Annotated in this window: 13 protein-coding genes and 4 tRNA genes; 7 read left to right on the top strand and 10 right to left on the bottom strand. The window is 45.5% G+C overall.

The window, feature by feature from the left end; all coding sequences use genetic code 11:
- Positions 1 to 301 precede the first annotated feature (301 nt).
- The 3 genes from B2P60_RS10510 (at position 302) to B2P60_RS10500 (ending at position 1508) form a co-directional block, all read left to right on the top strand.
- Positions 302 to 391 (top strand) — tRNA-Ser (locus B2P60_RS10510).
- Between the two features lie 183 nt (positions 392 to 574).
- Positions 575 to 651 (top strand) — tRNA-Arg (locus B2P60_RS10505).
- A gap of 197 nt (positions 652 to 848) precedes the next feature.
- Positions 849 to 1508 carry an RDD family protein gene (locus B2P60_RS10500; RefSeq protein WP_286741253.1) on the top strand — a complete coding sequence of 220 codons (660 nt, stop codon included), beginning with the start codon at positions 849 to 851 and terminating at the stop codon, positions 1506 to 1508.
- A 73-nt stretch (positions 1509 to 1581) separates the two neighbouring features.
- Here B2P60_RS10500 and B2P60_RS10495 read toward each other — a convergent pair whose 3' ends face one another.
- The 10 genes from B2P60_RS10495 to B2P60_RS10450 all read right to left on the bottom strand — a co-directional run bounded on the left by B2P60_RS10495 (position 1582) and on the right by B2P60_RS10450 (position 10454).
- A complete protein-coding gene (locus B2P60_RS10495; protein WP_193005922.1) occupies positions 1582 to 2559 on the bottom strand; it encodes a calcium/sodium antiporter in 978 nt (325 codons plus the stop codon).
- Between the two features lie 189 nt (positions 2560 to 2748).
- Complete coding sequence (gene panD / locus B2P60_RS10490) at positions 2749 to 3129, bottom strand: aspartate 1-decarboxylase (protein ID WP_010196068.1); 381 nt, start codon at positions 3127 to 3129, stop codon at positions 2749 to 2751.
- Positions 3130 to 3229: 100 nt separating this feature from the next.
- Positions 3230 to 3811 (bottom strand): aminoacyl-tRNA hydrolase, encoded by a 582-nt coding sequence (gene pth / locus B2P60_RS10485; protein ID WP_198335123.1) that lies wholly within the window; start codon positions 3809 to 3811, stop codon positions 3230 to 3232.
- 177 nt (positions 3812 to 3988) lie between these two features.
- Complete coding sequence (locus tag B2P60_RS10480; RefSeq protein ID WP_198335124.1) at positions 3989 to 4678, bottom strand: 50S ribosomal protein L25/general stress protein Ctc; 690 nt, start codon at positions 4676 to 4678, stop codon at positions 3989 to 3991.
- 396 nt (positions 4679 to 5074) lie between these two features.
- Positions 5075 to 6022, bottom strand: coding sequence for a ribose-phosphate pyrophosphokinase (locus B2P60_RS10475; RefSeq protein ID WP_193005928.1), 948 nt, complete (start codon positions 6020 to 6022; stop codon positions 5075 to 5077).
- Between the two features lie 110 nt (positions 6023 to 6132).
- Positions 6133 to 6208 (bottom strand) — tRNA-Gln (locus B2P60_RS10470).
- A gap of 242 nt (positions 6209 to 6450) precedes the next feature.
- Positions 6451 to 6526: transfer RNA gene (locus B2P60_RS10465), tRNA-Gln, on the bottom strand.
- 161 nt (positions 6527 to 6687) lie between these two features.
- Entirely contained in the window at positions 6688 to 7656 is a 969-nt protein-coding gene (gene ispE / locus B2P60_RS10460; protein WP_286741250.1) for a 4-(cytidine 5'-diphospho)-2-C-methyl-D-erythritol kinase, read from the bottom strand.
- 47 nt (positions 7657 to 7703) lie between these two features.
- A complete protein-coding gene (lolB, locus tag B2P60_RS10455) occupies positions 7704 to 8336 on the bottom strand; it encodes a lipoprotein insertase outer membrane protein LolB (protein ID WP_286741249.1) in 633 nt (210 codons plus the stop codon).
- A gap of 177 nt (positions 8337 to 8513) precedes the next feature.
- Positions 8514 to 10454, bottom strand: a complete 1941-nt coding sequence (locus B2P60_RS10450; protein WP_230708790.1) for a tetratricopeptide repeat protein — start codon at positions 10452 to 10454, stop codon at positions 8514 to 8516.
- 560 nt (positions 10455 to 11014) lie between these two features.
- Between B2P60_RS10450 and hemA the strand changes: the two genes are divergently transcribed.
- The 4 genes from hemA (at position 11015) to B2P60_RS10430 (ending at position 15245) form a co-directional block, all read left to right on the top strand.
- Entirely contained in the window at positions 11015 to 12415 is a 1401-nt protein-coding gene (hemA, locus tag B2P60_RS10445; protein WP_286741247.1) for a glutamyl-tRNA reductase, read from the top strand.
- 585 nt (positions 12416 to 13000) lie between these two features.
- On the top strand, positions 13001 to 14137 hold the full coding sequence (locus tag B2P60_RS10440) for an aminotransferase class V-fold PLP-dependent enzyme (protein WP_193005938.1): 1137 nt from the start codon (positions 13001 to 13003) through the stop codon (positions 14135 to 14137).
- Positions 14138 to 14310: 173 nt separating this feature from the next.
- On the top strand, positions 14311 to 14748 hold the full coding sequence (locus B2P60_RS10435; protein ID WP_230708785.1) for a YeeE/YedE family protein: 438 nt from the start codon (positions 14311 to 14313) through the stop codon (positions 14746 to 14748).
- A 77-nt stretch (positions 14749 to 14825) separates the two neighbouring features.
- Positions 14826 to 15245, top strand: a complete 420-nt coding sequence (locus B2P60_RS10430; protein WP_230708783.1) for a DUF6691 family protein — start codon at positions 14826 to 14828, stop codon at positions 15243 to 15245.
- The last annotated feature ends 66 nt before the right edge of the window (positions 15246 to 15311 follow it).

Genomic DNA, 15311 nt, shown 5'->3' with positions numbered 1-15311 from the left:
ATAGCCACCTCCCGCTAAAAAAGCCATCACAGTCTAATGCCACCTAGCGGGTTAAGTCATAACTACAGGCACTTTTACACAGAGTAGAGATTATTTATATGAGAAAACGACTGCTTTAAAAGGGGATAAGCTAAGATAAAGGACTAATTATGCCAAAAGCTTCATTAAATCTGTAGACAACGCTTGCAATTCGTTTTGGCTTTGTTATAATACTCGCCCACGACATAAGACGTATCATTAGCATTGATACTCTGTTTATACTGCTTTTTTATTATGGCCTTATAAGCGTTTTATATCGTTCGGTGAAGTGGGTGAGTGGCTGAAACCAGTTCCCTGCTAAGGAACCATACGTGTAAGCGTATCGAGGGTTCGAATCCCTCCTTCACCGCCATTTATTCAGTTGTTATGAGAGTGGTATCGCCATATATTGGCGTTAAATATTTTTAGCTGTTAAATCAAAAAATATCTTGTTTTAATGAATAAAAATGTTGACATAAGCGATATTATCTATATAATGACCAACCTAATTTACTGCAATTATTTTTAACAACGCAGTGGATAATGTGCAAAATACGCGCCTGTAGCTCAGTTGGATAGAGCACTTGGCTACGAACTAAGGGGTCGGGAGTTCGAATCTCTCCAGGCGCACCATTTGCATCATAGCTTGTTTACAAGCTGAAGAAATACTAAATCAATCGCCTGTCTTATGACAATTTGGCGATTTTTTTATGTCTGCAATTTTTTAAACCTTATGGCTTGGCTCATTAGCGTCTTAGGATAATGTACGATAAGAGCGGGAATTACGGTACAATAGAGCCACTATTCACTGCTTGCTATGAGCTGGTACCATGTCAAAGAGTTTATCTAAACGCCCGTCAAAAGCTGCTGTTAAAGCAAAGTCTCAAAACGCCTCTATGCAGCAAAATTCCGCTGAAGAACCTACCATTGCAAAGCCCATGACGCGTGTCGTTGCCATTCTGTATGATGGCATGTTGATTTTAGCGCTGCTGTTTTTAGTGGGCACCGTGCTCACGGTACTTGGGACCTTGATGACCATGGAGACAGGGTCGCAGTCATCGCAAGCACAGTCTCTGCCAACCTGGTATCAAAACGTCATTATGACGCCCTCTTTTGTACTGACACTGGTAGCCTTTTATGGGATATTTTGGCGCCGCGGTGGGCAGACGCTAGGTATGCAAACATGGCGTTTAAAAACGGTTAATAACGCCGGCCATCTACTGACGTGGAGACAGTCTTTTAAACGGATTTTGGCGGCTTGTTTGATGCCGTTACTGTTTGGCATTATTGGCAGCTTAGTTGGTGGATCACGGGCCGTATTATTAACCGGTGCTTTTTTTGGCCTGATGTTCAATTACGTGTTTTGCTTGTTTAATCGTCGCGGCTTAGCGGTGCAAGACATGCTGTCCAACACCATTACCCTAAAAATGCCAAAAGTAGCGCATGAAGGTTTATGGCGTGGCTTTAAAAACCGCAAAAAAGACAAGTAACTCGGTTCACCGGCCAAGCCTGTAACGTCATGACAGTTAACAGCGTAGCAATGAATACTATAAGGCCTAAAATCTACATAATAGCAGTTTGAATGAGCCACCCTGTGTAACCCACAAAAAAGAGCAGCAGTGTGGCGCCAGAAGTACGACCAAACTGTCGCTTCGTCAAGAAAGCAAAGCCGCACAGCGCAACGAGTAACAAAGTGATGAGACCCATCGCGAGTACATCACGAGACAAGATAATTGGATTGACTGTGATTGGTGTTATTAGTGCGGCAAGACCGACAACGCCCAATGTGTTAAAGATGTTCGAGCCAATAATGTTGCCAAGCGCCATATCATGTTCGCCTTTGCGCGCTGCTGACAAGCTTGATACCAGTTCAGGCAGTGATGTACCCACAGCGACAATCGTCAACCCGATAATCAGCTCGCTGAGACCCCAAAGCGTGGCTAGCTCCACAGCGCCCCAAACGATAGCGCGCGAGCTTATGACCAGCATTGACATACCAAGAAACAAACTACCAAGACCGCGTGCGATGCTTAGTTCTACTTCATCTGGGTCAGTCGCGACTACCACCTCATCCTCATGCTCATGATAACCTTCACGTAAGCTGAGCACGATCTGCATGCCTAATACGATAGCTAACAACACTAACAGTATGATGCCATCAGTTAGGCTTAATAATCCGTCACGCAGCTGCCACGCGGCTATAGCGGTAACCAGTAATAGAAGAGGTAAATCCCGCTTTATGATAGCCTTACGGATGATAATAGGGCTGATTAGGACGGTTGCCCCCAGTACTAGGGCAATGTTGATAATATTAGAGCCATAGGCGTTGCCCAGTGCCAACTCAGGGCTGCCTTCTAAGGCTGCCAACACGGATACCACCATCTCGGGTGCGGACGTCCCTATTCCTAATATCAAAACACCGATTAAGAAGCTAGGAACACTAAACTTCTTTGCCAGTGCGGTCGCCCCATCAATAAAAACATCGGCACTCCAAACTAAAACTGCCAGTCCAATCAGTATTGCAATCACTGCCAACCACATCAGTATGATTCCTTGTGTATGATGAAAATGTGAGTTTAATCAATAAAAATGGCAAAAAAAAAGCTGAATCGAAATGAAGATTCAGCTTTCATCTTAGCATGGAGGTTTTTGGTAATAATAACAATTAATTCAACGGCTTAGTTTGCTATTCACCCTTGCTTTACCCAAAAACCTCGTTATCTTGCCATGCTAAGCAACTTGTACAGGGATAATGTTTGCGGTGTCTTTAACGGTGTTGTCTTCGTTACAGTAGACCAATTTTGGCTGATACGTTGACGCTTCCACTTCATCAAAATGAGCATAAGCACAGATAATGACGATGTCGCCCAAATCTGCCATATGCGCCGCCGCACCATTTAACGAGATAATACCAGAGCCTGCTTCTGCACGAATAGCATAGGTACGAAAGCGCTTGCCATTGGTCACATTATAGATATCGATAGACTCATTTTCGCGTAGACCCGCAAGATCTAATAAATCACCATCGATACCGCATGAGCCTTCATAATGAAGCTCGGCATGGGTAACGCGCGCTCGGTGTAATTTGCATTTAAGCATATTAAGTAGCATAAGTTGCTTCCTTAGCGTAACTGATATTAAGTAACTAAATCAAAAGGTTAATGGGGATAAAATTACCAAAATAAAAGGCCACTATAATAGAGCCATTCCATTATTCAGGCAACTTAAAACCATTAATTTGTGAGCGTGCTTTTTCAACGTCACCATCTAACAGTAAGGGTAGCGCCTCAAAAGCAGCGGTTAAAGCGCTATCAATAGCGATCTGCTCATCCGGAGACGCTTTCGAAAGAACGTGTCCACTAACTTTAGACTTATGACCTGGGTGGCCGATACCAATACGGAGACGATGAAAATCATTGCCAATGTGCGGGGTGATATCACGTAGCCCATTATGACCACCGTGGCCACCATCCGTTTTAAGTTTGATACTGCCAGCTGGAATATCGAGCTCATCATGAGCGATCAACAACTCATCATTATCAATGCCGTAAAAATTAACCATCGGCACCACTGATTGACCGGATTTATTCATAAAGGTAAGCGGCATCAACAAACGCACATCAGACCCATGAATTTGCCCACGTCCTGTTACCCCATGGAATTTTTTGTCAGGGGCGAGCGTAATATTAAACTGCTGCGCCAAATGGTGGACAAACCAAAATCCAGCATTATGACGCGTAAACATATACTGCTGACCAGGATTGCCAAGACCGACAATAAGTTTTATGGCCATAAAAACACCCTGCTTGAATTTGATAAGTAATGCGTAAGGCTGAAAACGGCAACAGACAGTGTGTTTTCAAACCTTACTTACAAAAACAGCAGGAGATTTTAATCACCTGCTGTTTTGCTGACTAAACGAATCTGTTACTACGCAGCATAAAACAAAGCGCTACATAGAAGTGGTATATTACTCGTCGTCTTTCTTCTCTTCAGTTGCGCCATCAGCATTTTGCTCAGTAGCAGGTACTTCATCGGCATCAACGTCGTCAGCATCTTCATCAACTTCTTCAACCGTTGGTGGCTGCATGTTAACGATCGTGCGGTCATGGCCGTCTTCTAGCTCAAGCTCATGAATCACAACACCTTCAGGAAGTTTGATGTCTGATAGACGGAACAAATCACCGATTTCCATACCAGATACATCTACTTCTAGATATTCAGGTAACTGAGATGGCATGCAGATGACTTCGATATCAGATACTAGGGTAGATAGTACACCAGCAGCAGCAGTACCAGGCGCATCTTCACGACCAGTGAAATGCACAGGAACATTCATGTGGATTTTTTGACCTTTTACAACGCGCTGAAAATCAGCATGCATTGGGAAGCCTTTAGCAGGATGACGTTGCAGGTCTTTGATAACTGCTTGATGCTCTTCGCCGTCTACATTGATGGTCAAGATGTGCGAGAAAAACGCTTCGAATTCAAGTGATTTTACCAATTCGTTAAGCTTGATAGAGATCGCTGTTGGTTCTGCGTTACCACCATAGATGATAGCAGGAACTAGGTTCTGCTTACGTAGGCGGCGGCTCGCACCTTTACCTTGTTGTTCAGCAGAACGATCAACGGCGTTTAGTTCAAAATGATTAATGCTCATGGATATAATCCTATAAAAAGAATGATGAAGTGTCTGGTCATAAAAAAGTGGATTTGCGACCAATCCACTAATACGTGATGATAGCTAAGATTTATGGTTGCTGATAAAACGCACAATACCTAAATATAGCCATTTACTCCTGATAACGACTTTATGATAGTCATTGCATGACCGTCGTTATTAAAAGCATGATCAGCACTTTTGATAATGCCAACCCGATTAAATCAAGAAAAAGGTCGGCACAGGCGCGCATTATACGTGTTTTTATAATAATAATAAAGACCTACGCAAAAGGCGGATGCAAAAAACAGCGCCAAGTGGGGTCACTTGACGCTGTTTTTTGACTATTGCTTGACTGTTAAAACGAACATCGCTATCAAAAGATACAGTGAATGCTTAAACGTCAAACATGGCGCTAATAGATTCTTCGTTGTTGATACGGCGCAAGCTTTCAGCCAGCATCGGTGCAATGCTTACTTGGCGAATTTTGCTACAAGCTTTGGCAGCAGCAGACAACGGAATCGTATCGGTCACGACGACTTCATCCAATGCCGACTCGCTGATGTTTTGTAGCGCATTACCCGATAGCACAGGGTGGGTAATGTAAGCTAAGACGCGGCGCGCACCGTTTTCTTTCAGCGCTTCGGCGGCTTTACATAGCGTACCTGCGGTATCTACCATGTCATCAACGATCACGCAATCACGGTCACGAACGTCACCGATGATGTGCATGACTTGTGACTCATTGGCACGGGCACGGCGCTTATCAATAATTGCCATATCCGTATCGCCCAGCTGCTTGGCCATTGCGCGTGCACGCACCACACCGCCGACATCAGGTGAAACCACCATGATGTTGTCATAATCTTGTTTTTGTAGATCGTTCAGGAGTACTGGCGTACCGTAGATGTTATCTACAGGGATATCAAAGAAACCCTGAATCTGGTCTGAGTGCAAATCAACGGTCATGACGCGATCGATACTGACGATGTTTAACATATCAGCGACGACTTTGGCTGAGATAGGCACACGAGCTGAACGCGGGCGACGATCTTGACGGGCATAACCAAAGTACGGCATAACGGCAGTGATACGGCCAGCACTAGAGCGACGCAAGGCGTCCGCCATCATCATGATTTCCATCAAATTATCGTTGGTCGGTGCACAAGTAGGCTGCATGATAAACACGTCTTTACCACGTACGTGTTCTTTGATTTCCACGGCAATTTCGCCATCAGAAAAACGCGTGATGTCAGCTTTACCAAGAGGTATGTGAAGATGATCGGCTACGGTTTTTGCTAATTCAGGGTGGGCATTACCCGTAAAAATCGCCAAATAAGGCATGACAGAAGTCCTATTGATTGACTCAAGCAGCGACCGCTAAGCAGTGACAAACTGCTCAAATTAAGAAAAGAGTGGTGAAAAGGGCTGAAGTATACTATTACAGTAAAAAATGGCAGGGGTAGCTGGACTCGAACCAACGGATGTCAGGATCAAAACCTGATGCCTTACCAACTTGGCTATACCCCTGTAATGTCTAGGCTGTGAACGTCCGATATCTACGAGTAACTTGTAGTAATAGTCACTCTTAGCGTGGCGTTACGACCTGGTTGTTATCTAAAAAACGGATAAACCGTCTTAAACATAACTTTCCCTAGCGGTGTCCATTGCGAACTATACCGAAACTGGGATGGCGTTGTCAATGATCATAAGATAAGTGGCTATTGTGACAACCACCTAAAATGCACATCAAACGCTTTCGAACTTAAAAATGGCAGGGGTAGCTGGACTCGAACCAACGGATGTCAGGATCAAAACCTGATGCCTTACCAACTTGGCTATACCCCTATATTGGCGACCTATTATAAATAAATATTTAGATTTTGCAAGTCATTTGCGCCTTTTTCTGGCTTTTATTCGTAATAGGTGAATGCTGGCGCTATTCTAGCAAATTAAGCCTGTTAATCCTACCACTGTCGTCATTTAGATGACTGATGGTTTAACCGCTGTCAATACTGCGGCAAATTCCCTACCACGTAGCCGGCACAAGGTGCTTCTGAAATCCACCTTGCCACAAGTGCCGTGTCGCTAACCACACTCGCGTCCAGCGGCAAAAACACCGCGCTTCCAGAGCCAGTCATACGGGCTGTCCCTAATGCTTGCGGCTCTAAACGGTGTAAATACTGTAGCGCCTCATCGACTGCAGGGGCAAGGCTTGTGACGACTGGTGTAAAAACATTCTGATAAGGCGCGGTGAGATTTTGGACATAATCATTGTACTGATTTTGAATGGTGGCAACTGATAACGGCGCGATATTTCGCTGTAGTTTGGGATGGGCAAAAAGCTTGGCCGTATTCACATGTGCGTTTGGCGTTAACACTAAATAATGTTGGTCAGGCAAAACAATCGCTGTTAGCTCCTCGCCAATACCCATAGCGATGGCGTCTTGACCAAAGATAAATATGGGCACATCCGCACCCACCGTTGCACCGATTTTTATCAGTTCATCGCCAGTAAAGTCAAGCTGCCAAATCTCATTTAACGCTAATAAAGTGGTTGCGGCATTGGAAGAGCCTCCGCCTAGTCCGGCACCCATTGGTAAATGCTTATCTAAAGTGATGTGAACGGGCGGTAGTTGCTTCGGTAGCCTGTTTAACTGTACGGCGGCGAACAGCAATGCACGCGCCGCTTTAAAGATAAGATTATCCCTGATGCAAGTCGTTATGGACTCGGCACCAGCCAATATCAGTAGCTGCTGACAAAGCTCATCGATGTCTAGTCGACTCTCTGAAGCCGGCAGGGCTGCATCAAACTTGATTAAAAAATGCAGATAATCGCCCCAATCGAGCAGGCGAAAAACGGTCTGCAGGTCGTGATAGCCATCCACCCTTTTATCAGTGATGTGCAAAAATAAATTGATTTTTGCGGGTGATAAGCGGGTGATGGTAGAGGCTTGCACGGCTAGGTTCTCAGTCATAAAAAGCTGTCTTAAAAAGCAGAGGTTGACGATAAATCTATAGGGGTTTAATGGTTGATGGTCATGACAACTTTATTGCCTTGGGGCTGAACTGCAGTGATTTTATTAGGCAGTTTATCAGCACCATTATAGGTAAAACTGGCACGCCAATCGCCATTGACCGAGCTGACCAAACGGTTTCGGGCATCCAGTTGTGGGGCGCTGTCTGACGGGGCTGGACGTCCAGATATCCAATAGGGCATTTGCGAGATAGGTGCTTGCCAGCCAGTGGCTTTCATAAGTAAAGTCTCAGGATCATCGGCTGTCAACGTTCCCGTTTTTTCACTGACTAACGTGGCGGTTTGACCGTTGTATTCGATATTGGTTTTGCCAATGCCTAGCGCGCCGATCAATTCAATCGCAAATCGATCATTTTCTTGGCCCCACGCATAAAACGCACTACCACCTTGAGCGGCTGTGTTGTCCTTTGCAGGCACTGTGACGCCTATCTTACCCGTGATATTAAAGCTTTCAAGCTTTTGTGGTTGCACTGCATTTTGGCCTTGGACGGTGGTGGTTGGCTGATTGGTGGTGCTGGCGGTTTTTAATGACTGACAGCCAGAGGTGATGACCAGCGCCGCCGTCATGGCTGTGAATAGGGCTAATTTATTAGGCTTATAAGAATTGATTGAGGCTGACATAATGTTTTCTCGAAAATAGAAAATGGACAAATTAATAAAGATATCAGGATAAAGGGTATTTGTTACTCAGTGATGCGCGGCTGTTAGTGTCTTATAAGTGCCTTGTAGTCGTAACGTCTAAGGGCTTTGTCCAGTAGACACTCGAGTAAAAATGAGTGATTAGCGTAAAAGAGGCTTTTAATATAACTGGATGCGGTCATTAATATTGTGCTGTCCAAATGAAAAGCGCTGCTGTAAATCTGCCAGTAGCGTCTCGACTCTTTCGTTGTTCCCTAAACCTTGATAAGCGCGTAGGAGTAAAGTCCCTGAGCGCAGGGTGGGCAACACATCATAAGGGGTCTGTAGATAGTCGATGACCTGTTGGTAGTTTTTATTGGCTAAGGCGTTACTTGCTAGCACGTTGAGCGCCTGTAGGTGCAGCTCATTGTCATAGCGTGGGTCATCGTAGTGAATTTGGATAATGGCTTGGGCCAGCGCTAGGCCCTGCTCAGAGTTGCGTTCATTGGCCAGCAATAACTGGGCGTAGCTCAGCTGATAAGACAAATTACTAGGATCGAGGGCTTGTAAGTGATTGAGCAGAGTCCGTTTAACGATGTAGTCACTTTGGTCATCAAGTAACTGGGCGCGAGCAAACAGTAAGGCTTCATTATCAGGGTATTTACGAGCCGCTCGCGTTAATAAACGCAGCGCTTCTGCGGCATCATTTTGCTGCCATAAAATATCGGCTTGTAGCACAAACGTATCAGGAGCGAATACGGGAAAGTCTTTGCGCAGTTTTTCTAGGGTAGCTATGGCGGCATCAACATTGTCGTTGAGCAACTCAAATGCCACTACTTTTCTACGCGCTTCTAGCACCAAGTCTTCTTGCATCACCCCATTAAGATAGTATTTGGCTTGCTCAAAACGCTGCTGGCGCTCGGCACTGATACCAAGATAATAGTAGGCTTGGTCAAGATAAGCGGGAGATTTGGCTAGTACGTTCAGTAGCTGGTCGGCACTCGCGTATTTTTCATTATCCAAACTCACCAAGGCGGCTAGCAAGGTAATCTCAGCGTCATCACTGAAGCGGTTATGGGCTTCAATTAATAGCTGCCATGCCTCTTGGCTTTGTTTTAAGTCCAATAAATAGCGAATCTCATAGAGGTACAAGCTTTTGCTATCAGGATTACGCAGACGCGCTTGGCTCACGTAATTGATCACGGTTTCTGCCGTGACAATTTTACGCAAAATGTCCGCTTTTAAGGTAATAAAAGGCACATAGTCCGGCTGTCGTGCTAAGGCTCGGTTGATGTGGACAATGGCAATCTCAGGCTCATTAAACTGGTAAAGCAAGCCTGCTTTTAGTACCGATAAGGAGGCGTTTTGTTCACTATCGAGTGGCTGTAGAGCGGCGAGCAACTCGCGCTTGTCCTCATCATTATTGGGATAAATACCAATAAGAATTTCACTTAAATCTGCGCGCGGATCATAACGCAAGATACGGTTTAGTGTTTCACCTGCTAGGAGATAATCGTGAGCGCGTAGGGCCAAATGCGCCACATAAAACCAAGCAGGCACGTGATCTGGGTATTGGTCTTGCCATGATTTCGCAAACTGTAATGAGTCTTCAACTCTTTCTGTGCGTAAAGACAGGCTCAGCGCTCTTTCAAACACTGCTGTCGCATCTTCTTTGAAAGACTGCTGCTTGTAGATAGTAAGCGCGCGCCGTTTATCACCACGATCGGCTGCAAACTCTGCATCTAATAGGGCATATAAGCTTGGCTCACTAAACTCAGGCTGCCATAGGCCTACCGATGCTAAGCCGTTCGTATGAGTGGTCGTCTCTACTGGTTGGACGTTTTTATAAACAGGTGCGTTCACTGCCGCACTATTGCTAGTCACATCATCGTTTTGGCGGGTAATGGACACTATGGGAATATTTGCTTTTAGAGCATCATCGGGGTGGCTGGCAGTGGCTGGCGCTGATAGGCACAGACAAATAGCCAACGACAAGGTTAGCTTATAACGTTGGCACAGCCGTTCAATAACGAGGTGTAATAAATCACGAAGACGCGACTGATCGTCATGCGCACGTTGTGATCGACGCTGTGATTGAAACAATGACCCAAAAAAAATCATAGATAGCCGTATTCGCTCATTGCTCACCGATACTTGCAAAGCCATATAGATAAAGCAATTTTATTTTAATCATTTCATGTTAAACGTTGGTAAAGAGTCGCCATGACAAACATTATATGAGTAGATTGACACGATAAACAATAGTGCCCGTGTTACTGCAAGATTGGCAATAGCAATACTACTGTCTTGTTTGTGGCGAGCACATTTGCTGATGATTGATCGTATTTGCGCTTTTACTTAGGTATAAGTGCTGGCATGAATACGTTGAAAATATAGCAAGTTAATGTGAAGTAAGCGAATAGTTTATGTATCTTTGGGGGACGCTCGCTAAAATTCGACTATTGGTTTTATCAATCACATAAGTAGTTGTTTTGTTACATCTGTGCCCAGATACAAGCAAATAACCCTCATAGCTGGGTGAATGTTAATTAAAGCTGGCAATAATGATATAATGAGCGGTTTTTAGGGTCTTCCTTTCAGCGTTGTCGCCCAGAGTGTCTTTTCACAATAGTAAGATAGTGGGGTTGGCAGGTGAGCGTCATGTTTATGGTCTATCAATAATGAGATTAGTGGTCATTGGGGTCAATCACAAAACTGCACCAGTCGCTCTACGAGAGCGCTTGGCGCTTGTGGGTGACGATGTAAATGTCGCTCTTAAACAATTAGAGGCCTTTACTGATGGTAGTGTGATTGTTTCTACCTGTAATCGTACTGAGATTTATGCGCTTGTCCCGCATACCTTAACGGTGCAAAATCCAGGCGTATCATCTTCAGAGTCACAAGTGGCTGAAACTGCCGCACCGACCATTTCTAATAGTACGTTTAGCAGCAGCGCCCATCTTTCCTCTGCTGCCATCAGCGCTCATATCATCAAAATTAAAACTTGGCTGGCTAATTTTAAGCAATTATCTCTCACGGAGATTGACCCGCACCTCTACGTGCATCGTGATACCCATGCATTGACGCACTGGCTTAGAGTCGCGGCAGGTCTTGACTCTATGATATTGGGTGAGCCGCAGATACTTGGCCAAATCAAACGCTCAGTGCACCTCGCGCAAGACCAACACGCCTTGAGTAATCAGCTTGGCTGGATCGTCGATCAAGTGTTTGCGGCGGCTAAGCGGGTGCGCAATGAGACTAAAGTTGGGGCACAGGCTGTGTCGCTCAGTTTTGCGGCGGCCAAGCTAGTCACGCAAATATTTGACGATTTGCCCAATCGCACTTTGCTCGTCGTGGCAGCAGGTGAGATGAATCGTTTGGTTGCAACACACATCGCTGGGCTTGGGGTAGGGCGGGTTATTATTTGTAACCGTAACCCTGAACGGGCAGAAGCGCTAGCGGCTGAGCTGCGTCATCCCAATCGCCGCGTGGAAGTCAAAACCCTAGAAGCCCTGCCACAAGTGCTGGCAGAAGCCGATATTGTCAGCAGCTGTAGTGGCAGTATGGATTTATTAATTGATAAAACCATGACGTTGCAGGCGCTCAAGCGTCGTCGTTATCAGCCAATGCTGATGATTGACTTAGCCGTACCGCGCGATATTGACTCGACCATTAGCCGTATCGACGATGTTTATCTGTACTCTGTCGATGATCTACAACACGTGATTGCGGGCAATATCGAGCAGCGCAGGCAAGCGGCAGTCGATGCCGAACTGCTCGTGAGTCAATTGGTCGTTGAGATGGATCGTCGCTTTCAAGTGCGACAAGTGGGCAAAGATATACAGCAGTATCGGGCGCACACCCATGAACAAGTGGACAAACTGCTGCAAGATTCCATGGCCAAGCTACAGCAAAATAATGCTAGCCCTGAGGACATTATCACTGAGCTGTCACGGCGCCTGACCCAAACCCTGACACACGCGCCATCGAAGCTGATGCGTAAGGCTGCCCGCGAAGGCGACAGTGAGTTGTTAGACTTTGTGGTATCCGGATTACAAGAGGCGCATCGTAGCCACCGATAGATAGCCACCATTCAACTGCCAAAAATCCTACACGCCGCAAACGCCATCAAGGCGCAAACGTATCGTTGTCAACCTGCAATATCAATGCTAGTATCAAACTGTTATGAATATAGTAAGCGATGATAAACTTTTGTTATACGCTATCGGCTAGTTTGAAAAAGCCTTAGCACATTTATTCTAGCCTAATACTTATTCATCTCATCAGTGGTTAGTGATCGTTATTATTAGCCTACCTCCATGTAGCGCTTGTAATGGCGCACATGTTTTGTACGATCACACTACAGTTCATAAAATACAATAACCAAGGGCAATAGCGCTAGGATAACGTACTATATCGTCAATCCTGCGTCCTACTCTCGTCTATGACTTACCAATATTAGTATCCAGTTCATATCCCCTGTTGTGGTATCTAGCGATTAGGCTACCTAAGGGCTATGTGATCTCTCGAAAACAGGGGTGGTCACATTGGCTAATAGTATGGGATGAGATTGCTTAAGGCGATGGTAGAGAAGGCAGTATATGGATTTTTCTGTCGCCAAAATTTAAAAATCATACAAGTATCTAACAATAAACTAGGAGCGTCCAATGACCGCATTACGTCAAGATATTGATCCAAACGGCTTATTAGAGTATTCAGTGGTCTATACTGACCGCGCCCTCAACCACATGTCCAAGGTCTTTCAACAAGTCATGAAGGATCTGTCTAACGATCTAAAGTCAGTGTATAACGCTGACGCAGTGGTGATCGTACCAGGGTCTGGTACTTATGGGATGGAAGCGGTTGCGCGTCAATTGGCCAATGATGAAGACTGCCTGATTATTCGTAACGGTTGGTTTAGCTATCGCTGGACGCAAATTTTAGAAAAAGGCAAAATCGCCAAATCATCAACTGTTCTAACGGCTAATCGCACTGACGAAAGCGAGTCGCCAAAACCATTTGCCCCCGTGGATATCGATGAAGCCGTTGCAAAGATTAAAGCTGAGAAGCCAGCCATTGTTTTTGCGCCGCACGTTGAAACGTCATCTGGCATTATTTTATCAGCAGATTATATCAAAGCGTTGAGTGATGCGGCCCACAGCGTCGGCGGCTTATTGGTCATTGACTGTATCGCATCCGGTTGCGTGTGGTTGGATATGAAAGATTTGGGCATTGATGTCCTTATTAGTGCCCCGCAAAAAGGCTGGAGCAGCACCCCATGCGCCGGTCTAGTGATGCTCAGTGATGCAGCCGTTAAAAAAGTAGACAGCACAGAGTCTGATAGCTTTAGCCTAGATTTAAAGCAGTGGTTGAACATCATGCGAGCCTATGAAAATGGCGGTCACGCTTACCACGCCACCATGCCCACCGATAGCTTGCGTCAATTCCGCGATACGGTCAATGAGGCCAAAGAAATTGGTTTTGATAAACTGTGTGATGCACAGTGGCAGTTGGGGAATCGTATCCGCAAGGTATTGGCAAATAAAGGGGTTAAGAGCGTTGCGGCTGAAGGCTTTGAAGCGCCCGGTGTGGTCGTCGCTTATACTGATCGCGATGATATGCATAAAGGCGGTGCTTTTGCTGAAGCAGGAATGCAAATCGCTGCTGGTGTCCCCTTAAAAGTGGGCGAGCCTGACAACTTTAAGACGTTCCGTTTGGGTTTGTTTGGCCTAGATAAACTGACGGATGTAGACGGGGCGGTACAACGTTTTGAATCCGCACTCGAAAAAGTGTTGGCTAAATAACTTAAGTCACTTATTAGTTTGTTAGGGTGATAAACGCCTAAATACCAATACTGATCCTTAGCGTCACGCTGGGGTCAGTATTTTTTTACCTTTTTATTATATTTTATAATATAATGTATTTATATAAAATGATTTTACTCCACTTTTAATAAAAATTGGTTTAGGTAACTATGATGAGTGTACAAATAGACTGGCAAGCATTTACGCCAATATCTTTGGTAGGTGGCTTATTGCTGGGCGTAGCGACGGTCATACTGCTGCTGGGTATTGGCCGTATTGCCGGTATCAGTGGTATTTTTTCAAGTTTGCTAAAGCCCAAGCGCGTAGAGGCGTGGCAGATCCTATTTATACTGGGTTTGGTTGTGTCGCCGTTGTTATATGGTCTGATAAGTCCGCTCCCTGCTATAGAGGTGACTACCTCCTTGCCCTTGCTCATTGGCGCAGGATTACTGGTCGGCTTTGGGACGCGTTTAGGCTCAGGCTGTACCAGTGGGCACGGTATCTGCGGGAATGCGCGCTTGTCGCCACGCTCGATGGCAGCGACAGTGACCTTTATGTTCTTTGGTATCGTGACCGTCTACCTTGGTCGCCATGTCTTAAGCTTAATTTAACAGCCGCGTAGGCGACAGTATTTAGCACTATCCATACAAGATAATAGCGTCATACAAGATAATAGCGAGACAGAGCAATGCTAAAAAATATAATTGGGTTACTGGCAGGGTTACTATTCGGTTTTGGACTGCTGATATCGGGTATGACTGACCCTGTTAAAGTACAAGGTTTTTTGGACGTTTTTGGGGCGTGGGACATTTCTCTTGCGCTGGTGATGGGCGGCGGTCTTGTGGTAGCGATCGTGGGTGTGCAGGTGGCTCAGCGTCAACAGACCAGCTGGATTGGCACGTTGATTGAGATGCCAACGAAGACAACGATCAATAAAAAGCTTCTTATCGGCGCGATGCTGTTTGGTATCGGCTGGGGGTTGGTCGGTATTTGTCCAGGACCTGGTATCGTGCTACTAGGGACGGGACAATGGCAGGCTTATGTTTTTATTCCAGCGATGATAGTCGGCATGCTGGTCTATCAGTGGCTTGAGCCTAGACTTGGCTAATAAATAGTGGACTGAATCATTGCAGCATACATAAAAAAGGTCAGCCTAACGCTATTAGTCTGACCG

Origin of the sequence: Psychrobacter sp. UBA3068, from assembly GCF_002366815.1 — a bacterium.
In the GTDB taxonomy this organism is placed as follows: Bacteria; Pseudomonadota; Gammaproteobacteria; order Pseudomonadales; family Moraxellaceae; genus Psychrobacter; species Psychrobacter namhaensis.
The sequence above is the reverse complement of the archived record's forward strand: the minus strand, read 5'-3'. Positions and strand labels throughout refer to the sequence as shown.